The sequence below is a fragment of the Oerskovia rustica genome (assembly GCF_014836555.1).
GTDB lineage: Bacteria > Actinomycetota > Actinomycetes > Actinomycetales > Cellulomonadaceae > Oerskovia > Oerskovia rustica.
In genome coordinates this window covers 47906-70151 of record NZ_JACSQQ010000019.1, presented here as the reverse complement: position 1 = coordinate 70151, position 22246 = coordinate 47906, and the positions used below count along the sequence as shown (strand labels likewise).

20 protein-coding genes are annotated in these 22246 nt (G+C 73.7%); 11 read left to right on the top strand and 9 right to left on the bottom strand.

The genetic code is table 11. The features are described from left to right. Nucleotides 1-89: 89 nt before the first annotated feature. Nucleotides 90-845: a membrane protein YczE gene (yczE, locus tag H9652_RS12360; RefSeq protein ID WP_191796518.1), complete on the bottom strand. Its 756-nt coding sequence runs from the start codon at nt 843-845 to the stop codon at nt 90-92. 61 nt (nt 846-906) lie between these two features. Here yczE and yczR point away from each other — a divergent pair, with 61 nt between their 5' ends. After that, nucleotides 907-2400, top strand: a complete 1494-nt coding sequence (gene yczR, locus H9652_RS12355; protein WP_191796517.1) for a MocR-like transcription factor YczR — start codon at nt 907-909, stop codon at nt 2398-2400. A gap of 176 nt (nt 2401-2576) precedes the next feature. Here yczR and H9652_RS12350 read toward each other — a convergent pair whose 3' ends face one another. Genes H9652_RS12350 through H9652_RS12335 form a run of 4 tightly spaced genes read right to left on the bottom strand, consistent with a single transcriptional unit; the run spans nt 2577 to nt 4766 of the window. Beyond that, nucleotides 2577-2786, bottom strand: a complete 210-nt coding sequence (locus H9652_RS12350) for a hypothetical protein (protein WP_138824230.1) — start codon at nt 2784-2786, stop codon at nt 2577-2579. After that, nucleotides 2783-3868 carry a quinone-dependent dihydroorotate dehydrogenase gene (locus H9652_RS12345; RefSeq protein ID WP_191796516.1) on the bottom strand — a complete coding sequence of 362 codons (1086 nt, stop codon included), beginning with the start codon at nt 3866-3868 and terminating at the stop codon, nt 2783-2785. Before H9652_RS12345 ends, H9652_RS12350 begins: the two co-directional genes overlap by 4 nt. Continuing rightward, nucleotides 3865-4398 carry a hypothetical protein gene (locus H9652_RS12340; RefSeq protein ID WP_191796515.1) on the bottom strand — a complete coding sequence of 178 codons (534 nt, stop codon included), beginning with the start codon at nt 4396-4398 and terminating at the stop codon, nt 3865-3867. The genes H9652_RS12345 and H9652_RS12340 overlap by 4 nt, the downstream gene beginning before the upstream one ends. An 11-nt stretch (nt 4399-4409) precedes the next feature. Continuing rightward, nucleotides 4410-4766 (bottom strand): hypothetical protein, encoded by a 357-nt coding sequence (locus tag H9652_RS12335; RefSeq protein WP_030153088.1) that lies wholly within the window; start codon nt 4764-4766, stop codon nt 4410-4412. A gap of 95 nt (nt 4767-4861) precedes the next feature. On the opposite strand from H9652_RS12335, the gene H9652_RS12330 reads away from it, so the two are divergent. After that, nucleotides 4862-6367, top strand: coding sequence for a leucyl aminopeptidase (locus tag H9652_RS12330; RefSeq protein ID WP_191796514.1), 1506 nt, complete (start codon nt 4862-4864; stop codon nt 6365-6367). 277 nt (nt 6368-6644) lie between these two features. On the opposite strand, the gene H9652_RS12325 is transcribed toward H9652_RS12330, so the two are convergent. Continuing rightward, nucleotides 6645-6989: an oxidoreductase gene (locus H9652_RS12325; protein WP_138824226.1), complete on the bottom strand. Its 345-nt coding sequence runs from the start codon at nt 6987-6989 to the stop codon at nt 6645-6647. A gap of 274 nt (nt 6990-7263) precedes the next feature. Between H9652_RS12325 and lpdA the strand changes: the two genes are divergently transcribed. The 3 genes from lpdA (at nt 7264) to H9652_RS12310 (ending at nt 11487) form a co-directional block, all read left to right on the top strand. After that, entirely contained in the window at nt 7264-8646 is a 1383-nt protein-coding gene (gene lpdA / locus H9652_RS12320; RefSeq protein WP_318244146.1) for a dihydrolipoyl dehydrogenase, read from the top strand. A 29-nt stretch (nt 8647-8675) separates the two neighbouring features. After that, the gene (gene sucB / locus H9652_RS12315; protein WP_191796512.1) at nt 8676-10445 is read left to right on the top strand and encodes a 2-oxoglutarate dehydrogenase, E2 component, dihydrolipoamide succinyltransferase; all 1770 of its coding nucleotides are present in this window, start codon (nt 8676-8678) and stop codon (nt 10443-10445) included. A gap of 151 nt (nt 10446-10596) precedes the next feature. Then, the gene (locus H9652_RS12310; protein WP_191796511.1) at nt 10597-11487 is read left to right on the top strand and encodes a TIGR01777 family oxidoreductase; all 891 of its coding nucleotides are present in this window, start codon (nt 10597-10599) and stop codon (nt 11485-11487) included. A gap of 11 nt (nt 11488-11498) precedes the next feature. Here H9652_RS12310 and H9652_RS12305 read toward each other — a convergent pair whose 3' ends face one another. Both H9652_RS12305 and H9652_RS12300 read right to left on the bottom strand, forming a co-directional pair. After that, nucleotides 11499-13136, bottom strand: a complete 1638-nt coding sequence (locus tag H9652_RS12305) for a hypothetical protein (protein WP_191796510.1) — start codon at nt 13134-13136, stop codon at nt 11499-11501. 123 nt (nt 13137-13259) lie between these two features. Then, a complete protein-coding gene (locus H9652_RS12300) occupies nt 13260-14318 on the bottom strand; it encodes a Gfo/Idh/MocA family protein (RefSeq protein WP_191796509.1) in 1059 nt (352 codons plus the stop codon). A gap of 111 nt (nt 14319-14429) precedes the next feature. Between H9652_RS12300 and H9652_RS12295 the strand changes: the two genes are divergently transcribed. Beyond that, nucleotides 14430-15158 carry an HNH endonuclease family protein gene (locus tag H9652_RS12295; protein ID WP_225228158.1) on the top strand — a complete coding sequence of 243 codons (729 nt, stop codon included), beginning with the start codon at nt 14430-14432 and terminating at the stop codon, nt 15156-15158. 79 nt (nt 15159-15237) lie between these two features. Here the strand turns inward: H9652_RS12295 and H9652_RS12290 are convergent, their stop codons facing one another. Next, on the bottom strand, nt 15238-17529 hold the full coding sequence (locus H9652_RS12290) for an MMPL family transporter (RefSeq protein ID WP_191796507.1): 2292 nt from the start codon (nt 17527-17529) through the stop codon (nt 15238-15240). Nucleotides 17530-17565: 36 nt separating this feature from the next. On the opposite strand from H9652_RS12290, the gene H9652_RS12285 reads away from it, so the two are divergent. The 5 genes from H9652_RS12285 to H9652_RS12265 all read left to right on the top strand — a co-directional run bounded on the left by H9652_RS12285 (nt 17566) and on the right by H9652_RS12265 (nt 22197). Next, the gene (locus H9652_RS12285; protein ID WP_191796506.1) at nt 17566-18018 is read left to right on the top strand and encodes a MarR family winged helix-turn-helix transcriptional regulator; all 453 of its coding nucleotides are present in this window, start codon (nt 17566-17568) and stop codon (nt 18016-18018) included. 9 nt (nt 18019-18027) lie between these two features. Beyond that, entirely contained in the window at nt 18028-18723 is a 696-nt protein-coding gene (gene lipB / locus H9652_RS12280; protein ID WP_191796505.1) for a lipoyl(octanoyl) transferase LipB, read from the top strand. Between the two features lie 171 nt (nt 18724-18894). Further along, nucleotides 18895-20256 carry an MFS transporter gene (locus H9652_RS12275; protein WP_191796504.1) on the top strand — a complete coding sequence of 454 codons (1362 nt, stop codon included), beginning with the start codon at nt 18895-18897 and terminating at the stop codon, nt 20254-20256. A 64-nt stretch (nt 20257-20320) separates the two neighbouring features. Continuing rightward, on the top strand, nt 20321-21322 hold the full coding sequence (lipA, locus tag H9652_RS12270; RefSeq protein ID WP_030153123.1) for a lipoyl synthase: 1002 nt from the start codon (nt 20321-20323) through the stop codon (nt 21320-21322). Nucleotides 21323-21465: 143 nt separating this feature from the next. Beyond that, a complete protein-coding gene (locus tag H9652_RS12265; RefSeq protein ID WP_191796503.1) occupies nt 21466-22197 on the top strand; it encodes a DUF4191 domain-containing protein in 732 nt (243 codons plus the stop codon). The last annotated feature ends 49 nt before the right edge of the window (nt 22198-22246 follow it).

Genomic DNA, 22246 nt, shown 5'->3' with positions numbered 1-22246 from the left:
AGTGTGCACTTCGGGCTGCCCAGAGGGCTCACGGACGACCCGAAGTGCACACTCGGCGACGGACGCGACCGGCCAAGCGGGACCCGGCCCTACGCCGCGTTCGGCTCGGGCTCGCCCGGGACCTCTCCCCGGCCGCCCGCACGGGGCGCACCACCCGCCTCCCCGGAACCCTCGCCCGGGGCGAGGTGCCCCGGGAGGTGCGCGGCGCCGTCGGGCGAGGACGAGAACGGCACGACCGCCGGACGCAGGTGCGGCGCGAGCCACCGTGCCGCGACCTGGACCACAGGACCCACGCCCAACGCGTACAGGACCGTCGCCCAACCGAGCGTCCCGCCGAGCGCGAAGCCGATCGCGACCACGAGGACCTCGATCGCGGTCTTGACCCGGCGCACTGGCCACCCCGTGCGGGCGACGAGACCTGTCATGAGACCGTCGCGCGGGCCCGGGCCCAGGCGCGCCCCGAGGTAGGCCGCGGTCGCGACGCCGTTGAGGGCCACGCCCGCGACTGCGAGCGCCACGCGTCCGGCCATGGAGGGGTCGGGGTCGACGCGCTCGAGCAGCAGCAGGAACGGGTCGAGGGTCGCGCCGATCACGACGATGTTGGCGATGGTGCCGAGGCCGGGGCGCTGGCGCAGCGGGATCCACAGCAGCATGACCACGACGCTCGACGCGACGACCACGACGCCGAGCGCGAGCCCGGACCGCAGGGCCACGCCCTGGTGGAAGACGTCCCACGGCATGGCGCCCATGCCGGAATGGATGAGCATGGCCATGGTCAGGGAGAAGCCGAACAGTCCGAGCGTGAGCTGGACGGTCCGGCGCAGGGGGCTGAAGTTCGTCGACACTCCCCTACTGTGCACCCGCAGTGGACTGGTGATCCATAGCCAATTCGGGGAGAGTGGCCTCATGGCCACCTCGCTCGCCACCGCCCCCGGGGCCGTCGCCCCGGCCCATCCCCCCGTGCACCGGCGCCTGTCCGCCCCCGCCCTGGCCGTGCTCGTCGCCGGTTGGCAGTCCGGTGGGCCCGCGTACGCCGCGCTGGCCGACGCCGTCCGCGGCGCGGTCCTGTCGGGCACGGTCGCCCCGCACACCCGGCTGCCGAGCGAGCGCGACCTCGCCGCGGCGCTCGGCGTCTCCCGGACCACCACGGCCGCGGCGTACGCGGCCCTGCGCGAGCGCGGGTTCGTCACGAGCCGCACGGGCGTCGGGACGGTCGCGGTCCTGCCCCGACCCACCCGCCGTGCCCAGCCGCGGTGGTGCGGCGGTGACGCGCCCGTGCCGGTGGGCGTCGAGCCGCCCGAGGACCTCGTCGACCTGGGGCAGGCCGCCCCTGCCGCCCCACCCCAGCTGCACGCGGCCTACGGTCGCGCGCTCGAGGCCCTCCCCGGCTACCTGTCGGGGCGCGGGTACGAGCCGCTCGGCCTCGAACCCCTGCGCGAGGCCGTCGCGCAGCGGCTCACCGAGCGCGGCACGCCCACGACCCCGGACCAGGTCCTCGTGACCACGGGCGCGCAGCACGCGATCTCGACGGTCGCCCAGTCTCTCCTGGGGCCGCGCGACCGGGTCGTGGTCCAGTCGCCCACGTACGCGCACGGCATCGAGGCGATGGTCGCGCGCGGGGCGCGCGTCGTCGGCTTCCCCGTGGGCGCGGGCCTGCCGGGCGACGGTCCGGGGTTCGACGTCGCACTGTTCGAGTCGACGATCCGCGCCGCGACACCCCGCCTCGCGTACCTCGTCCCCGACTTCCACAACCCGACGGGCTACAGCCTCTCGCCCGACGAGCGCGCCGAGGTCCGGCGGATCGCGCTGCGGCACCGGGTCACGGTGATCGGTGACGAGACCCTCACCGACATCGCGCTCGACGGCCCCGCGCCCGAGCCGCTCGCGGGCGACGGGTCCGCGACGAGCCACCTGCTCACCGTGGGGTCGGCCTCCAAGACGTTCTGGGGCGGGCTGCGCGTCGGATGGGTCCGCGCGCACCCCGACGTCGTCGCGCACCTCGCGCGCGTGCGCGGCGCGGCCGACATCGCGACGTCGGTCCTCGAGCAGCTCGCGGTCGTCGAGCTGCTCGCCCGGCGCGACGAGGTCCTCGCCGAACGCCTGCCCCTGCTGCGCTCGCAGCGCGACCTCCTGCGCTCGGCGGTCACGGCCGCGATCCCGTCGTGGCACGTCACCGCGCCCGCGGGCGGGCTCTCGCTGTGGGTCGACCTGGGGCGCCCGCTCGCGCACGCCCTGGCGGCGGCCGCGGCGGTGCGGGGCCTCGTGATCAACCCGGGCCCGTCCCTCACGCCCGACGGCGCAGCGACCTCCCGCGTCCGGCTCACCTTCGCACCCGACGCCGAGGCGATCCGGCGCGCTGTGCCCCGCCTGGTGGCGGCCTGGGAGCACGTGGCGGGCTAGCGGCCCTCGGCGGCCCCTCGGTGCCGACCGCATGCTCGTCGGCGCCACGCACCGTCGAGTGTGCAGTTCGGGTCGTCTCCAGGCTCGATCGACAGCCCGAACTGCACACTCGGTGCGCCGTCGTCCGGCGAGGACGACGGCGCACCGACCACGACGACCCACTGCACGGCCCAGCCCTACGCCGTGCGCAGCTCCACGGTCGCCGTGGCCTGCGCACCGTCGTTGAGCAGCCGCGCCGCGACCGCCCCCTGCGCGGCGAGCTCGCGCCACGTCTCGCCGAGCCACTGCTCGGCGTCGAACTGGTTGGTGAACGCCGGGCTCACGGGCGTCGTGAGCGGGCGCCCGTCCGCGTCGTCGAGCTCCCACACCCACTGGGGTCGGATCATCGTGCGCCTCCGCCTCGGGTCCCCCGGGCCGTGTCACGCACCAGGGACCGGTTGATGCTCGCGGCCCAGAACGGACCGTTGTAGATCATGCCGGTGTAACCCTGCACGAGGTCGGCTCCGGCCGCCAGGTAGGCGCGCGCGTCGTCGGCGGTCGAGATGCCGCCCACGCCGACGATCGCGACGTCGGGGCCGAGGCGGCCGCGGAGGCGAGCGACGACGTCGAGCCCCCGGGCGAGCAGCGGCGGACCCGAGAGCCCGCCGGGGCCCAGGTCGTGCCCGATCGTCGTGTTGACCGCGATGACGCCGTCGAGGCCGAGCTCGAGCGCGAGGTCGGCGACCGCGTCGACGTCCTCGTCCGCGAGGTCCGGCGCGATCTTGACGAGCAGCGGGATGCGCCGGACGCCGGACGTGCGCGTGGCGTCGTCGGCGGCCTCGCGGACCGCCTGGAGGATGGGGCGCAGGGCCTCGGTCGACTGCAGGTCGCGCAGGCCCGGGGTGTTGGGCGAGGACACGTTGACGACGAGGTAGTCGGCGTGCGGCGCGAGGAGCGCGGCGCTCGTCGCGTAGTCGCCCGCGGCGTCCTCGGCCGGGGTGACCTTGGTCTTGCCGATGTTCGCGCCGATCATGATCGCGCGACCCGACGGCGACCGGCGCAAGGCCTCGAGGCGCTGTGCCGCGGCGGCCGCCCCCTCGTTGTTGAAGCCCATGCGGTTGCGGATGCCGCGCATCGACAGCTCGCGCCACATCCGCGGCGTCTCGTTGCCGGGCTGGGCGTGCGCGGTCACGGTGCCGATCTCGATGAACGCGAAGCCCAGCATCGTGAGCCCGCGGATCGCCTTGGCGTTCTTGTCGAAACCGCCCGCGAGCCCGAACGGCGCCGGGAACGAGCGGCCGAGCGCCTGGACGCTGCCCGGGCCGTTCGCGCCGCGGCCCAGGTACGGGGCCGCGGCCCCCTGGATCACGTCACCCACGACGGGCGTGCGACCAGCGAGGGAGATGAGCGGGAACACCACCTCGTGCGCCTTCTCGGGGTCCATGTGCTTGAAGACGCCGTTGAAGAGGAGGGAGTAGAGCCGGCTCATGCGCGATCCTTCGGTTCGGTGGTGGAGGTCTGGGGCGGGCGCGTGCGCCACAGCCAGGTGAGGCCCACGACCGGCAGGACCAGCGGCACGAACCCGTAGCCGATCCCGAAGTCGGACCACACCGTGGGCTTGGGGAACGCCGCGGGATCCAGCATCGACCAGGCGCCCACGGCGAGCACTCCCACGAGCTCGACCGTGACGGCGGTCCAGGCGACGGTCCGTGACGTCGCCGACCCGCGGGCCAGCGCGATCGTCGCGACGATGTAGACCACGGCCGCGAGCGCCGAGAGCCCGTAGGCGACGGGGGCCTCGTGCCAGTCGCGCAGGAGCTGGATCGAGGCGCGCGCGGTCGCGGAGATCGCGAAGATCCCGTAGACGAGGACCAGGACGCGACCGAAACCGCTGCCCGTCCTGCGGGGCGCGTCGTGGGCACCCTGCGCGTCGGGGACGTCGGGGACGTCGGGGCCGCCCGACGGCGGCACACGCGTCGCCGGGTCGGGTGCGGTCTCGGGGTTCTCGGGGTGGGTCACGCCATCTCTCCTCAGGCGGTCCAGATCTGCCACAGCCGCCACTCGAGGAACGCGACGGTGATCGCGGCGACCGCGAGCACGACCGAGCTCCAGCGGGAGCGTTCGGCGAACGCCCACACGGCGGCGACGGGCAGGATGAACAGGGCGGTGATCAGGTAGCCCCAGAGCTTCACGGGGTCGCTCGCCGAGCTCCCCGTCGCGGCGAGGACGCCCGCGACGATCATCTGCAGGACGATCGCGCCCTCGATGACGGCACCGCCCCAGAGCTGCTTGAGGACGACGGCACGGTCGCGGGCGACGAACCACCCGGCCCAACCGGTGAGGGCCGCGCACAGCGCGACCACGAGGAGGACGAGGGGGAGGACCACGACGCCGAGCCTACCGGCGTCCGGCCCGCGGGCAGGAATCGCCCGCCGCTCGCCCCACCGGTGGCCCTGGTCCGCGCAGCGGCTAGCATCGAGCCGTGGCTGAACTCACTCTCTCCAGCAAGAACCCGACCGGCGTGAAGGTGGACGCGCTCGTCGTCGGGACCCAGACGACTTCGGACGGCGTGGCCGTCGTGGGGGACGACCTCCCTCGCGACGTGGTCGCCGAGCTCGAGGCCCTCGCCCCCGTGCTGGGCATCACCGGTGCGCGCGACGAGGTGCGCACGGTGCCCGCAGGCTCTCACCTCAAGGCCGGTGTCCTGGTCCTGACGGGCCTCGGCGCCCGTGACGAGTCGGGCTCGTTCGCGGCGGAGACGCTGCGCCGTGCGGCGGGTGCCGCGGTGCGCGACCTCAAGGGTGCGGCGTCGGTCGCGGTGGCCCTGCCCGCCAAGGACGAGGCCGAGGTCGCCGCGATCGCCGAGGGCGCACTCCTCGGCGCGTACTCGTTCACCCGCTACCGGGACGCGTCGGGCACGACCGGCTCGACCAAGCCTGCCGGTGTCGTCTCGAGCATCGAGGTCCTCACCTCGCTCGCCCGCGGGGCCAAGGCGAAGGCCGCGGTCGAGCGTGCCGCGACGATCGCCGCCGCGGTCCACGCGACGCGCGACCTGGTCAACACCGCCCCGAACGACCTGTTCCCTGCGGCCTTCGCCGACATCGCGAAGGCCGCCGCGAAGGGCACGGGCGTCAAGGTCACGGTCCTCGACGAGAAGGGCCTCGCGTCGGGCGGCTACGGCGGCATCCTGGCGGTCGGCCAGGGGTCCTCGCGTGGCCCGCGCCTCGTCAAGGTGTCCTACTCCCCCTCGCGCCCGCACGCCAAGGTCGCGCTGGTCGGCAAGGGCATCACGTTCGACTCGGGCGGCATCTCGATCAAGCCCGCCAAGGGCATGGAGGCCATGAAGTCCGACATGGCCGGTGCGGCCGCCGTCCTGCACACCGTGCTCGCGGCCTCGAAGCTCGGCCTGCCCGTCGCGGTGACCGGCTGGCTCTGCCTCGCCGAGAACATGCCGTCGGGCACGGCTCAGCGCCCCTCGGACGTCATCACGATCCGCGGCGGCAAGACGGTGGAGGTCCTCAACACCGACGCCGAGGGTCGCCTCGTCATGGCCGACGGCCTCGTCGCCGCGGTCGAGGAGAAGCCCGACGTCGTGCTCGACGTCGCGACCCTCACGGGTGCGCAGATGGTCGCGCTCGGCACGCGCGTCTCGGCCGTCATGGGGTCCGACGACGTCCGCGGCGAGGTCGTCGCGGCGGCCGAGGCAGCGGGCGAGCAGTTCTGGCCCATGCCCCTGCCCGAGGAGCTCGCCGCGTCGATGAAGTCGAAGGTCGCGGACATCGCGAACATCGGCGACCGTTTCGGCGGGATGCTCGTCGCAGGGCTGTTCCTGCAGGAGTTCGTGGGCACCACGCCGTGGGCGCACCTCGACATCGCGGGCCCCTCGTTCAACGAGGGTTCGGCGTTCGGCTACACGCCGGTCGGCGGCACGGGCGTCGCGGTCCGCACGCTCGTCGAGCTGCTCGAGGCGCGCGCGGCGAAGAAGTAGTCGCCCGGCGGCCGCGCTCCGCGGACCGCTCCCGGGACAAGGACGGGCACAACCTCTCGGGGTCGTGCCCGTCCGTCGTTCCGGCTGGCATCGGGTCCGGACCGCGCCGGAGTCGTCGGGCGCAGCTTCTGCGTCCGGCCGGGAGGTCGGGTTGCGGCCAACCGGGGTCGGGGAAGGGCGTCGACCCCGGTTGACCGCATCTCGTTCCGTGGGAGCTCCGGCCAACCGCCCGGCGAAGCGCGCACCTGCGGGCGGGGTCAGCGACTGCGGATGGGGCTCAGCGCCTGCGCTGCTTGGAGTTCCAGTCGCGCATGCGCTGGGGGTAGCCCGTGAAGTTCACGTCGTAGACGGGGAGCTCGAGCTGCTCGGCGACCTTGCGCGCGGTCCTGGCGTCGGGGACCCGGCGCCTCGTCCACTCCCCCGTGGTCGCGATGAGCATGAGCGTCGTGGGGGTGTCGTTCGTCGGCGGCTCGATGTACGCCTCGACACCCACGCGGGTGCGTGCGAAGTCGGCGAGGTGCTCGACGGTCGCGCGGCGCTGGTCCGCGGTCGACGGGGCACCGGCGGGAGCACCGGCACCGTTCGCGGGCTTGCGGGAGAAGAGCTGCGACAGCCTGGACATGGAGGAAGGGTACTTGCTCCGCCTGGAGCGTTCCTGGGATCGGGCTCGGCCCCGCCTGTGGGCGGGGAGCCGCAGGGCGGGGAGCGGCAGGTCGCGCCCGGGGAGCCCGCTCGCCGGGACCGTCCGGACCACGGGGGCGGACCGGACGCCCGGCGTGGCTGTCTTGAGCATCACACGCAAGAGTGTGCGTTCCGATTGGGGTACGGCTGACCGAAGTGCCAAGATGTCACGAGAACTTTGCTCTCCCTCTTTTCGTATGCCTAAGGAGCTGCACGTGGCCGAGACCGGCACACCTTTCGACGTCCTCGTCCTGGGCGGAGGCAGCGGCGGCTACGCCACCGCGCTGCGTGCCGCCGAGCTCGGCCTGAACGTCGCTCTCGTCGAAGCGCACAAGCTGGGCGGGACCTGCCTGCACAACGGCTGCATCCCCACGAAGGCTCTGCTGCACGCCGCCGAGCTCGCCGACAACGCCCGCGAGGGCAGCGCGTACGGCGTCCTGAGCCAGCTGCAGGGCATCGACATGAACGGCGTGAACTCGTACAAGGACGGCGTCATCGCCGGGCTGTACAAGGGCCTGCAGGGTCTCATCAAGTCCCGCAAGATCACGGTGATCGAGGGCCACGGCACGCTCGTCGCAGCGGACACGGTCGAGGTCGCGGGCCAGCGCTACACGGGCAAGAACGTCGTGCTCGCCACGGGTTCCTACGCCCGCTCGCTCCCCGGACTGGAGATCGGCGGCCGCGTCATCACGTCCGACCAGGCCCTGACCCTCGACTACGTGCCCCAGAGCGCGATCGTCCTGGGCGGCGGCGTGATCGGCGTCGAGTTCGCGAGCGTCTGGAAGTCGTTCGGCGCCGACGTGCAGATCATCGAGGCGCTCCCGCACCTCGTCCCGAACGAGGACGAGTCGCTGTCCAAGGCGCTCGAGCGCGCGTTCCGCAAGCGCGGCATCGGCTTCACGCTGGGCGACCGCTTCTCGGGCGTCACGCAGGACGACTCGGGCGTGCACGTGACCCTCGAGTCCGGCAAGACGTTCGACGCCGACCTCCTGCTGGTCGCCGTCGGCCGCGGCCCCCGCACCGCCGACCTGGGCTTCGAGGCCCAGGGCATCACCATGGACCGTGGCTTCGTGATCGTCGACGAGCGCCTGCACACGGGCATCGGCAACATCTACGCAGCCGGTGACATCGTCCCCGGGCTCCAGCTCGCGCACCGCGGCTTCGCCCAGGGCATCTTCGTCGCCGAGCAGATCGCGGGCCTGAACCCGACGCCGATCGTCGAGTCGGGCATCCCCCGCGTGACGTACTGCGAGCCCGAGGTCGCCTCGGTCGGCCTGACCGAGGCCAGGGCCAAGGAGCTGCACGGCGCCGACGGCGTCGAGACGCTCGAGTACAACCTTGCCGGCAACGGCAAGAGCAAGATCCTCGGGACCACGGGCTTCGTCAAGCTCGTCCGCCAGAAGGACGGCCCCGTCGTCGGCGTGCACATGGTCGGCGCCCGCGTCGGCGAGCTCATCGGCGAAGGCCAGCTCATCGTGAACTGGGAGGCGTACCCCGAGGACGTCGCCGCCCTGGTCCACGCGCACCCCACGCAGAACGAGGCTCTCGGAGAGGCCCACCTGGCCCTCGCCGGCAAGCCGCTGCACGCCCACAACTGACCCAACGATCGAAGGAGACCCGAGAGGTCATGTCTGACAACGTGCAGATGCCCGCACTGGGCGAGTCCGTCACCGAGGGAACCGTCACCCGCTGGCTCAAGGCCGTCGGCGAGAGCGTCGAGATCGACGAGCCCTTGCTCGAGGTCTCGACCGACAAGGTCGACACCGAGATCCCCTCGCCGTTCGCCGGCGTGCTCGAGCAGATCCTCGTCCAGGAGGACGAGACCGTCGAGGTCGGCACCGACCTCGCCGTGATCGGTTCCGGCGCGGGCGCAGCCCCGGCCGCTGCCGAGGCTCCCGCCGCCGAAGCACCCGCCGAGGCTCCCGCCCCGGCAGCCGAGCCCGCCCCCGCGGCGGAGCCGGCACCGGCCCCCGCGGCCGAGGCTCCGGCGGCCGCTCCCGCAGCCGAGGCGCCCGCCGCCTCGGGCGGCGAGGAGATCAAGCTCCCGGCGCTCGGCGAGTCCGTGACCGAGGGCACCGTGACCCGCTGGCTCAAGGCCGTCGGCGAGACCGTCGAGGTCGACGAGCCCCTGCTCGAGGTCTCGACCGACAAGGTCGACACCGAGGTCCCCTCCCCCGTGGCGGGCACCGTCCAGCAGATCCTCGTCCAGGAGGACGAGACCGTCGAGGTCGGCACCGTCCTCGCGATCGTCGGCTCGGGCGCGGCAGCACCGGCTCCGGCCGCCGCCGCACCGGCCCCCGAGGCGGCTCCCGCCCCGGCACCGGCACCGGCACCGGCGGCTGCACCGGCCCCGGCCGCTCCCGCAGCGCCCGCACCTGCACCGGCAGCGGCGCCCGCCCCGGCAGCAGAGGCGCCCGCCGCTCCCGCGGCCCCTGCCTCGCGTGCCACCTCGGGCTCGACCGGCGGCTCCTACCTGACCCCGCTCGTGCGCAAGCTCGCCGCGGAGAAGGGTGTCGACGTCGCGTCCCTCACGGGCACGGGCGTCGGTGGCCGCATCCGCAAGGAGGACGTCCTCGAGGCGGCCGCCAAGGCGGAGGCAGCCAAGGCGGCCCCGGCACCTGCCGCTGCTCCGCCGTCGGGCTCCGCACCCAAGGCGGCCAGCGTCCCGGCTGTCTCGCCCCTGCGCGGGACGACCGAGAAGATGTCGCGCCTGCGCAAGCTCGTCGCGACGCGCATGGTCGAGGCCCTGCAGACGCAGGCCCAGCTCACGACGGTGGTCGAGGTCGACGTGACCAAGGTCGCCAAGCTGCGCGCCAAGGCCAAGAACGACTTCAAGGCACGCGAGGGCGCCAACCTCACGTTCCTGCCGTTCTTCACGCTCGCCGCGGTCGAGGCCCTCAAGGCCTACCCGAAGATCAACGCGAGCATCGACGGCGACTCGGTCGTCTACCACCCCCAGGAGAACGTCGGCATCGCGGTCGACACCGAGCGCGGCCTGGTCGTGCCCGTCATCAAGGACGCCGGTGACCTCAACCTCGCCGGGATCGCCCGCAAGATCGCCGACCTCGCCGGCCGCACCCGCATCAACAAGATCGGGCCGGACGAGCTGGGCGGCGCGACGTTCACGATCACGAACACCGGTTCCGGTGGCGCGCTGATCGACACGCCGATCGTCCCCGGCGGCCAGGTCGCGATCCTGGGCACGGGCACGATCGTCAAGCGCCCGGTCGTCGTGACCGACGCAGACGGCAACGAGTCGATCGCGATCCGCTCGATGAGCTACATCTTCCTGTCGTACGACCACCGCCTGGTCGACGGCGCGGATGCGGCCCGCTTCCTGGGTGCGATCAAGACCCGCATCGAGGAGGGCGCCTTCGAGTCCGAGGTCGGTCTCTGACCCTCGGAGCTCGCTGAGCCCACCACACGGCAGGCCCCTCGACCCTTCGGGTCGGGGGGCCTGCCGCGTCTCCAGGGCTCGGGGCGGCCGGTCGAGGGTCCGACGGGCCGCGGGCGTCGCAGGCCCTCCGCCGGGGCCGTACCGTGGTCGCATGGACATCGTCGTGGCCGGGTCGCACGGTCTCATCGGTACGGAGCTCCTCGAACGTCTGCGGGAGCGCGGTGACACGGTGCGCCGCCTGGTGCGCAGGCCCCCGCAGACTGCCCACGAGCACTTCTGGGACCCGGACGAGGACGCCCTGGACCCGCGCGCGCTCGAGGGCGCGGACGCCGTGGTCAACTTCGCGGGAGCCGGTGTCGGCGACCACCGTTGGACGGCCGAGTACAAGCGCACGATCCTGGAGTCCCGGACGCGCACGACAGGCCTGCTCGCGCGCACGCTCGCGCACCTCGACGCTCCCCCGCCGGTCTTCCTCCAGGGCACCGCCGTGGGGTACTACGGCGACCGGGGCGCGGAGGTGCTGACCGAGACGTCCGGCCCGGGTGCGGGCTTCCTGGCGCGCGTCGTCACCGAGTGGGAGGCCGCGACGCGCCCTGCGCAGGACGCGGGGGTGCGGGTCGCGCACCTGCGCACGGGCATCGTCATGACGCCCGACGGCGGAGCGCTGGCCCGCATGCTGCCTCTCCTGCGGTGGGGCGTGGGCGGCAGGCTCGGCAGCGGGCGCCAGTACTGGAGCTGGATCACGCTGCGCGACCACGTCTCGGCCGTGCTGCACCTGCTCGAGACGGACGTGCACGGGCCGGTGAACCTCACGGGCCCGGCGCCCGCCACGAACGCCGAGGTCACCCGGGCGCTGGCCGCCGCCCTGCACCGCCCCGCGGCGCTGGCCGTCCCGTCGGTCGCGCTCAAGGTCGCGCTCGGCGAGTTCGCGTCCGACATCCTCGGGTCGCAGCGTGCCCTGCCACGGGTCCTGGAGGCCAGCGGCTTCGCGTTCGAGCACCCGGACCTGGAGTCCGCGGCCCGCTGGGTCGCCGCAGGCTGAGCGGACCACCGTCACACCACCGCGCTCACCCGCCATCCGACATCGGTCCACCGCAGTGTCAGGCGCGCCGTCGACGCCACGGTCGCAGGCACCGTCGTGACCGAGCCGTCGGCCGCCCGCTGGGTGTGCTCGGAGACCGAGTAGGTGACGTCGACCTGCGTCTCGGTCCCCGGTCCGGGCTCCGCGCCGAGAGCCGGCGCCGCGCTCCCCTCGTCCGGGGCGACCGGACGCGCCCCCACGACCGAGGCCGTCGCTCCGTCGATCACGACTCCTGACCCGGCGACCCGGTCGAGCAGGTCGGCGTCCGCAGCTTCGGCGGGCGAACCGGGCGCCAGGACCTCCGCCGGCTCTCGCTCCCCTGCCAGCAGCTCGACGCGGCGCTCGGTGAGCTCGACGGCGGCGCCGGCCGGGTCGTCGGCCTGCAGGGTGGGGTCGAGCAGGACGGGGTCGGGGTCAGCGGAGTCCATGGCCTCGGCGCGCTCGGCCCCGGGACGGGTCAACCCGGTGTGCGGACCGGCGACGTCCCCCGCACGGTGCGGTCCCACGAGCAGCGCTCCCGTGACGAGCACCGAGCACCCGACCAGGACGAGGCCCGCGACGAGCGCGGGGTGATGCCGAGAACCTGAGGCCGAGCGACGTCGTCGGGCGGCGTGCTCCCGTCGCGTGGGCGACGGTTTCCCGCCCGGACCGGGGGGGACGCGGGACTCCGGGGCGCTCCGGCCGGACGCCCCCGGGGGCCGGGCGACCGTGTCGTCGCGTTCCCGGTCGCCTTCGGGCGACCGCTCCCTCCGACGTGACGCGCGCCCCGACCGTGCGGCGATGGTCGCCGCGGCGAGCCGGGCGCTGTCGGGCATCGCGATCGGGGACGGGGACGCGGCCTCGTAGCAGAGCGCCGCGAACGTCCCGACCTCGGGCCGCGTACGAGGGTCCGCACGGCAGGCCGTGGCGAGCTCGGCGTGCAGGGCCGTGAGCCGCAGGTCGGGCCCCTCGGCAGTGCCACCGGCCGGGACCGTCGCGGCGGCGGGATGCGGGAGGACCCCCACGACGAGCTCCGCGAGCGACCTGACGTCGTCGGCCGGCGGAACGGCGCACAGGTCGAGCGGCATCCGCAGGACGGCCCGCCCCTCGGTGTCGAGCAGGACGTCCGACTCCGCGACCCCGCCGTACGACAGCCCGGACGCGTGCAGCGCGGCCAGCGCCTGCGCGAGGGGCACGAGCAGGGTCACGGCCTCCCCGGCCTCGAAGGGACCCCGGCAGGCCCGCAGGAGCGGCAGGCCCACGCCCGGCGGCCGCGAGGAGACCAGCACGAGGTCGCCCACGTCACCCTCGGCAACCTCCTCGACGTGCGCGAGGTGCTCGTGGTCGAGCTGTCGCAGAGCGTCGAGCCGCTCGACCAGCACGGCCCTCGCCGCAGGCTCGGCGGGCACGTGCACCAGGTCGACGTCACGGCAGCGCCCCGCGCCGTCGGAGGCGACCCAGCGACGCGCCGCCGCCCCGTCGGGTGCCGCCGCCTCACCGTGCCCGACGACGGCCCAGCCTCGACGCGTCAGGAGGTCCTGGACCGCCGGAGGTGGTGCCGACGGGTCGGCACCCTCCCGATCCCTCGCGCGGGAGGGCCAGGATGCACGGGGCGGGCGGACGCTCGACATCGCCCCATCCCAGCAGAGCGCGACCCGACGGACCGGTTGTCCACAGCCCGGGATCTCGGCCGCCATGGCCCGTGCACGGCCGGACCCGACCGATCCCGTCGAACCCCTCCCGGCCCGGACCCGTCAGACCTCCAGCCGCCGTCCGCTCCGCGCGCTCTCCCGCGCCACGTCCAGGACGTGCGCGGTCCGCACCGTGTCGGCAGGGTCGACGGGCACCGGGCCGCCGTCGACCCAGTCGGCGACCGCGCGGTAGAAGTCGGCGTGCCCGCCCGGGGCGCGCGGCACGGGCCTGCGCTCACGCCCGTGCGTGACCCACCCCTCGGTCCCGTCCGGCGCCGCGTCGTCGAAGACCTCGAAGGGCGACGCGTCGTTCTCGAACGTCGTCACGACGTACGCCCCGGCGTCGCCGAGCACGCGCGTCCGGGGACCGGGCGCGCCCACGACCGAGGCCGCCCAGAGCCGGCTGACCACCTCACGCCCGTCCGACGGCGCATGGTGGAGCGTCAGGAAGACGTCGTCCTCGGTCGGGGTCGTCAGGGCGCGCAGCTCGGCGTACACCGACCGGACAGGCCCGAAGAGCTGGGTGGCCGAGTCGACGAGGTGCGGGCCGAGGTCGAGCAGGAGCCCGCCGCCGACCGGGTCGTTCTCCTTCCAGCGCTGCTGCGGCACCGGCCGCCACCGCTCCCAGCGACGCTCGAACGTGTGCACGCGCCCCAGCTCGCCCGACGCGAGCACCGACCGCAGCGTCAGCTGCTCGGGGTCCCAGCGCCGGTTCTGGAAGACCGTGAAGGGTGTCCCGGCAGCGTCGGCCGTCGCGACGACCTCGGCGGCCTGCGCCCCGTCGAGCGCGATCGGCTTGTCCAGCACGAACGGGACACCGGCGGCGGAGACCTGGGCAGCGTGCTCGGCGTGCAGCGCCGACGGGCTCGCGACCACGACGACGTCGAACGCGCCACGGTCGCCGAGGAGCCCGGTCAGGTCGTCGTACAGCCGCACGCCGGGCCAGTCCGCCTCGGCCGTCGCGCGGCGCTCGGGGTTCCGGGCGACGACCGCGGTCACGACGAGCCCGGCCTCCCGGGCCAGGCGCGCGTGGATCCCCCGGCCCGCCCCGCCGTACCCGACCAGACCGATCCGTACCGGCTCACTGCCCCGGGCCTGTCCCTGCGCACTCGTCGTCGTCATGCCGACCAATCTAGCCGTCGTCCCGGAGCACTCCGGAAGGCTGGCAGAATGTACCGAATCCTCCTGGAACTGTCGTTCTCGGCATGTGTCCGAGTTCGGGAAGGTCGTCCGTTGAGCACCAAGAGCACGAGCCCCACGAGCAGGAAGAGCGCGCGCCTGCGGCGCGCCCTGCGCATCACCCTCATCGCCCTGGCGCTGGGGATCGTCATCGCCAACGCGGTGAACCAACCGACGATCGAGGCGAACGAGGCCCCCGCGACCGGGACGGCTCTCGCAGCGCTCGAGACGCTCGACGTCAAGGGGATCGCGGCGGCGACCGGCTACGAGCGCGAGAACTTCGGGTCCGCCTGGGCCGACGTCGACGGCAACGGCTGCGACACGCGCAACGACATCCTCGCGCGCGACCTCACCGACCTCACGTACTCGACCCGCGACAAGGCGTGCGAGGTCCGCACCGGGACCTTCGACGACCCCTACACGGGCAAGACGATCAGCTTCGTGCGGGGCAACAAGACCAGCTCGGCCGTCCAGATCGACCACGTCATCCCGCTCATGGACGCCTGGCGCAAGGGCGCCCAGTCGTGGGACGACGAGACCCGTCGCCGCTTCGCGAACGACCCGCTCAACCTGCTCGCCTCCGACGGGTCGGCCAACCAGTCGAAGGGCGCGCGCGACGCGTCGGCCTGGCTCCCGCCCAACCACGCGTTCCGCTGCACGTACATCGCGCGCCAGATCGCGGTCAAGGTCACCTACGAGCTGTGGGTGACCCCGTCCGAGCGCGACGCGATGACCGCCGTGCTCGGTGACTGCCCGTCCGAGCCGCTGCCCACCGGGAGCTGACCTGCGCGGACCGTGAGCCGGGAGCGGGTCCCGGACGAGCCGCCCGACGCGAGGTCGGCCCGCCCGGGCCCGCGGCTCCTCAGGGTGCGCTGCGGCGCAGCGCTCCCGGCCACCAGACCGCTCGCCCGACGTCGTGCACCAGGGCCGGGACGAGCAGGCTGCGGACGATCAGGGTGTCGACGAGGACGCCGAACGCGACGATGAACGCGAGCTGTGCGAGGAACAGCAGCGGGATCACCCCGAGCGCCGCGAACGTCGCGGCGAGCACCACGCCCGCCGACGTGATGACCGAGCCCGTCACGGCGAGCGCGCGCAGCGTGCCGCGGCGGGTGCCGATGATCCCGGACTCCTCGCGTACCCGGGTCATGAGGAAGATCGAGTAGTCGACGCCGAGCGCCACGAGGAAGCAGAACGCGTAGAGCGGGACGGTCGGGTCGGCGCCCGGGAAGTCGAGCACGTGGTTGAACACGATCGCCGACACCCCGAGGGCCGCGCCGAACGAGAGCACGTTGGCGGCCATGAGCAGGACCGGCGCGAGGACCGAGCGCAGCAGCAGCATGAGGATCGCCAGGATCACGACCAGCACCACGGGCACGATGACGCGCAGGTCGTGGTCGCCCGCGATCTGGGTGTCGAGCCGTTCGGCGCTGGCCCCGCCCACGAGCGAGTCGGGCGAGACCTCGTGCACGGCGTCGCGGAGCGCGGCGACGGTCTGCGTCGCGGCGTTGGTGTCGCTCGGGTCCTCGGTCACGACGTCGACGCGCACGTCGCCGTCGACGACGAGCGGCGGCCCCTGCGAGGGGGCGCCGGGCGCTCCGCCCGTGCCGCCCTCGGTCACGGCGGCGGCGGACGCGACGCCGTCGGTCGCGGTCGCGGCCTGGAGCACGGCGTCGAGGTCGGCCTCGGGGGCGATCACGATCGCGGGCTGGACGCCCACTCCCCCGAAGTGGTCCTCGAGCACCTGCTCGCCGTCGACCGAGTCGACCTGGGTGAGGAAGACGTCGGAGTCGCTCGTGCCCTCGGCCTGGAACGTCGGCACGAACGCCGCGCACCCCGCGAGGACGAGGGCCGTGACGATCCACACGGCACGGTCGCGGCGCCCGACGAAGCTCGCGACGCGGGACCAGACGCCGTGGCCCGCGACGTGCACCTCGACGTCGTGGCTCGCGGCGAGGGCGACGTCGCGCACGCCCTCCGGTGCGCCGGTGGCGGGCGCGGGCGCCAGGGCGGCGGTCGTCGCCTCGTCGGCGGCCGCCGGGTCGTACGCAGGCCTGCGCGGCCAGAAGATGCCCCGCGAGCGCTTGCCGCCGACCACGAGCAGCGCAGGCAGGAACGTGAGCGCACCGAGGAACGCGGCCGCGATGCCGACCGCCCCGACGGGCCCGAGGGAGCGGTTGGACGCGAGGTCCGACAGCAGGAGGCAGAGCAGGCCCGCGATGACGGTCCCGGCCGAGGCGGCGATGGGCTCGATCGAGGCGCGCAGGGCGCGGCGCACGGCCGTGTAGGGACTCTCGACGGCGCGCAGCTCCTCGCGGTATCGCGCCACGACGAGGAGCGAGTAGTCGACCGCGGCGCCCACGACAAGGATCGAGAGGATGCCCTGCGCCTGTCCGTTGAGCGTCAGCGTGCCGGCGTCCGCCAGGAGGTAGACGACCAGGCCTGCGAGGCACAGCGCGAAGACCGCGGTGAGGATCACCATGAACGGCAGGATCGGCGAGCGGTAGACGATCGCGAGGATGATCAGCACGGCACCGAGCGCGACGAGCAGCAGGACCGTGTCGATCCCGCCGAACGCGTTGACGAGGTCCGCGACGAAGCCCGCGGGCCCGGTGACCCACGCCTGGAGGCCCGAGTCGGCGAGGGCGGTCTCGAGCTCGGCCCGGATCTCGGCGACCACGGCGTTGTTGACGCGCTCGTCGTCGGCCATGAGGTCCGAGGACTGCGACGCGTCGAGCGACGCGACGATCATCGCGGCCTCGCCGTCCTGCGAGGGCACGACGACGGGGTCGCCGGTCAGCGCGTCCCCGACCGTCTGGGGGTCGTCTGGACCGGCGCCGGGGAGCGGGAGCGTCGGCAGGTCGGCGGCGACGGCCTGGAGGGTCTCGAGCTGCTGGGGCGTGACGGCTCCGCCGTCGGTGGGGACCGCGACGACGAGGGCGGGCAGCGACTCGTCGGACACGAACGCCTGGGCCTTCTCGGCTGCGCGGGTGGACTCGGCGCTCGACGGCAGGAAGGCCGCGGAGTCGTTGGTCTGGACGGTGCTGAGCTTGCCCTGCGCCTGGCCCCCGATCGCCCCGATGGCGAGCCAGACTCCCAACACTGCGACAATGACCAGGCCTCGGAGCACACCACTCCAGCGATTACTCAGCATGCTGAGTACTATTGACGACGGAGGTCTCAGGAGCAAGTGGACGCAAACCCGGTCAGCAGGGAACCGAAGGACTGGCCCACCGGCCGGCTCCTGTCGGCGGTGACCCGCCGGATCGAGCGTGAGTGGAACCACCACCTCGACGGCTGGGACCTCAACCACGCCTCGATGCCCGTCCTGCTGCACCTGCTCGCAGGCCCGCGCACCCAGCGTCAGCTCGCGGCCGAGTCGCACATCACCGAACAGACCATGAGCCGCATCCTGGCGCGCCTCGAACGCTCGGGGTACATCACCCGCGAGGACGACGTGAACGACCGGCGCCGGCGCGCCGTCGCGATCACCCCGGGCGGCCGCACCGCCGCGCTCGCCGCCGCGAGCCCGCGCCCCGCCGAGGAGCTCAGCACCCGGGGCCTGAGCGAGGAGCAGATCGCCACGCTGCGTGAGATCCTCATCACCATGGTCGAGGCCCACCCCCGACCGGGTGAGGGCTAGCCTGACCGCATGCACCTGCGCACCGAGGGCCCCGGTCTCACCGACTACCAGGACGCCTGGGACCTCCAGCGCCAGGTCCATCAGGACGTCGTGGACGGCATCGCGCCGGACACCGTGATCCTCGTGGAGCACCCGAGCGTCTACACCGCCGGCAGGCGCACCAACCTCGCCGACCGCCCCGACGACGGCACGCCCGTCGTCGACGTCGACCGCGGCGGGAAGATCACCTGGCACGGGCCCGGACAGCTCGTCGCCTACCCGATCGTCCGGCTCGCCGAGCCCGTCGACGTCGTCGCCTACGTGCGCGCGCTCGAGTCCGCGGTCATGGACGTCTGCACCGCGCTGGGTCTGACGACCCACCGCGTCGAGGGGCGCAGCGGCGTGTGGCTGGCCGCGACCCCGACCCGGCGCGAGCGCAAGGTCTGCGCGATCGGCGTGCGGGTCGCGCGCGGCGTGACCATGCACGGCCTCGCGCTCAACTGCTCCCCCGACCTCGGGGAGTTCTCCCGCATCGTGCCGTGCGGCATCTCCGACGCCGACGTCACGTCCCTGACGCTCGAGACCGGTCGACGGGTCACGATCGACGAGGCCACGCCGATCCTGGTCCCCGCGCTGCACGAGCACCTGGGTCCGCTCCTGGCCGCGACCTCCGCGTCCGGCGTGACCGGCGCGTCCGCCACGACCGGCGCGTCCGTCACGGCCTGAGCAGCCGCCGCGTCCGTCCCCTCGGTGCGCTCGGCAGGCTGGGGCGCGGGGACGCACCCCTCCCCTTCCGGGACCTTCACGGCTAGGATGGGGATCACCTCAAGGGAATCATTGCGCAACCGGAGTACGGGTGGGTCGGTGCGCGGAACGGTTGACCCCTGAAGGACCCCCATGACCCGCACTCCCAGTCCCCTCGCGCCCGCGCGCCCCGACGTCACGGCTGACGGCGCCCCCGGCGCCCCCGCTCAGGCTCCCGAGCCCGCGGAACCCCGCCGCGGCACCCTCGCCACGTACGGCGAGCTTCCCCGCCTGGCCGGCAAGGCGTTCCTGCCGATCGCGTTCCTCGCGCGGCTGCCCTTCTCGATGATCACGATCGGCACGCTCCTCCTGGTCACGACGACCACGGGCTCGCTCGCCCTCGGCGGGCTCGCGAGCGCCGCCGCCGCCGTCGGCACGGCGCTCGGCGGCCCGACGCAGGGATCCCTCGCGGACCGGATCGGCCAGCGCAAGGTGCTCCTCGTCGTCGTGCCGCTGAACGTCCTGGCCGTCGTCGCGCTCGTCCAGGCCGCGAGCACCGGCGCCACGTCGGGCGTGATCCTCGGCGCCGCGGCGCTCGTGGGCGCGTTCGCCCCGCAGGTGGGCCCGCTCGCGCGCGTGCGCTGGATCGCGATGACCCAGCACCGCCCTCGCACGCTGCTCGCCGCGATGGGCTACGAGAGCACGGCCGACGAGATTGGCTTCGTGCTCGGCCCGGCCCTCGTCGGCATCCTCGCGAGCGTGTGGTCCCCGCAGGCCGCGATGCTGTTCGCCGCCGCGGTGTGCGCGATCTTCGGCCTGGCCTTCGCCCTACACCCGACCGCGACGCCCGGCGCGCCCAAGCCGTCCGCCGCGGCGCAGGCCGCAGCGGGTGCCGACGCCCACGGCTCGTTCGTCGGGCTCCTGCGCCGAGTGCTGGTCCCCGTCCTCGGGATGCTCGCGATGGGCATGCTCTTCGGCAGCACCCAGACGGCCGTCACGTCGTTCATGCGCGACGCGGGCGCCGAGGAGCAGGCCGGTCTGGTCTACGCGGTGCTCGGCTTCGGGTCGGCCATCACGGCGCTCGCCGTGGTCGCGCTGCCTGCGAGCTTCGGCGCACGCTCGCGCTGGGTCTCGTTCGCCTCGGGCCTCACGGTCACCGCGGTCCTCGCGTTCCTCGCGGGCGGCAGCGGGTCGCTCGGCGCCCTGATCGGCGCGCTCGCGCTGCTGGGCCTGTTCGTCGGCCCGGTCATGGTCACGATCTTCACGGTCGGCGGCGACCTCAGCCCGAGCAGCCGCAGCGGCGCCGCCATGACGATGCTCGCGAGCGCGAACGTCGTGGGCGTGGCGCTCGGCGCGAGCGTCGGGGGCCAGGTCGCCGAGGGCGTGGGGACGGCGGCCGCGTTCGCGCTGCCGGCCGTCGCCGCGGTGCTGCTCGTCGTCACCGGGCTGTCGCTCAGGTCACGTCCGGCCCACGTGGACACCACCGCCCTCCCGCAGGCTCCTGGCGTAGTCTGACTTTCACCCGATACCGGGCACGACTCCAGGGGGCCACCGCCCACCACGGACTGGGAGACACCGCGTGACGATCGCACCTGAAGGGCGGCGCATGCTGCGGGTCGAGGCCCGCAACTCTGCGACACCCATCGAGAAGAAGCCCGAGTGGATCAAGACTCGGGCGACCATGGGACCCGAGTACACCGAGCTCAAGGGCCTCGTGCGCAAGGAGGGCCTGCACACGGTCTGCGAGGAGGCCGGCTGTCCCAACATCTTCGAGTGCTGGGAGGACCGTGAGGCCACGTTCCTCATCGGCGGCGACCAGTGCACGCGCCGTTGCGACTTCTGCCAGATCGACACGGGCAAGCCCGCCGACTTCGACGCGGACGAGCCGCGCCGCGTCGCCGAGTCGGTCCAGGCCATGGGTCTGCGCTACTCGACCATCACGGGCGTCGCGCGCGACGACCTGGCCGACGGCGGCGCGTGGCTCTACGCCGAGACCGTGCGTCAGATCCACGCGCTCAACCCGGGCACGGGCGTCGAGCTCCTCATCCCGGACTTCAACGCGATCCCCGAGCTGCTCGACGCCGTCAACGAGTCGCGCCCCGAGGTGCTCGCGCACAACGTCGAGACCGTGCCCCGCATCTTCAAGCAGATCCGGCCGGGCTTCCGCTACGAGCGCTCGCTGTCGGTCATCACGCGGGCTCGCGAGGCCGGCCTGGTGACCAAGTCGAACATCATCCTCGGCATGGGCGAGACGATCGACGAGGCGAAGGAGGCCCTGCAGGACCTCCACGACGCAGGCTGCGACCTCATCACCATCACTCAGTACCTGCGCCCGTCGCTGCGCCACCACCCGGTCTCGCGCTGGGTCAAGCCCGAGGAGTTCGTCGAGCTCTCGGACGAGGCCGAGCGCATCGGGTTCCTCGGTGTCATGTCCGGCCCGCTGGTCCGTTCCTCGTACCGCGCGGGCCGCCTGTGGGGCCAGGCCATGAAGCGTCGTGGCATGGAGATCCCGGCCGCGCTCGCGCACCTGACCGAGCCCACGACGGCCCGTCAGGAGGCGGCGAGCCTGCTGGCTCGCTGACCTCACGGGTTCCTGATCGGCCCGAGCCGGTCCTCGCTCCCGTTCCCCCGCCGACGTGCGAGAGAATCGGGGGCGGGGTCCGGCTCGCCGCCGTCCCCACCCCTTCACCGGAGCACTCTCCGCCACCACTAGACTGAGGCACCATGGCCCGCAACAAGAGCACCGACCCCTCGACCGGGGTCGACGGCACCAAGCCGAAGAAGCAGAAGAAGCAGCGCTGGTATCACCAGGTCTGGGACGCGTACAAGATGACGCGTGCCGAGGACCCGGCGGTCACGTGGATCATGCTCGCCGTGTTCGTCGGCATCCTCGCCGTCGCGATCGGGATCGGTCTGGCCTGGGGGCCGTGGGTCTACACCCTCATCGTGGGTCTGCCCTTCGCGTTCCTCGGCTCGCTGTTCGTCCTGACGCGCCGCGCGGAGACCGCGGCCTACAGCCGCATCGAGGGCCAGCCCGGGGCCGCGCGCGCCGCGCTCGGCACGATCCGCCGCGGCTGGACGTTCGACGACGAGCCCGTCGCCCTGACCCCGCAGCAGGACCTCGTGTTCCGCGGCGTCGGGCGTGCCGGGGTCGTGCTCGTGGGCGAGGGCCCGACGCACCGCGTCACCAAGCTGCTCGACGGCGAGAAGCGCCGCATCACGCGCGTCCTGCCCAACGTCCCGGTCACCACGATCCAGTGCGGCAACGGCGAGGGTCAGGTCCCGCTCAAGAAGGTCTCGCGCACGGTGCAGAAGCTGCGCCCGACGCTCACCAAGCCGGAGACCGCCGAGGTCCTCAAGCGCCTCAAGGCGCTCGGCGGCGCCAAGCTGCCGATCCCCAAGGGCATCGACCCCACCCGTGCGCGCCCCGACCGCAAGGGCATGCGCGGGCGCTGACCCCGCACCGCCTGGCACCCGGCCCGTCGGTCACCTCCCGGTGACCGGC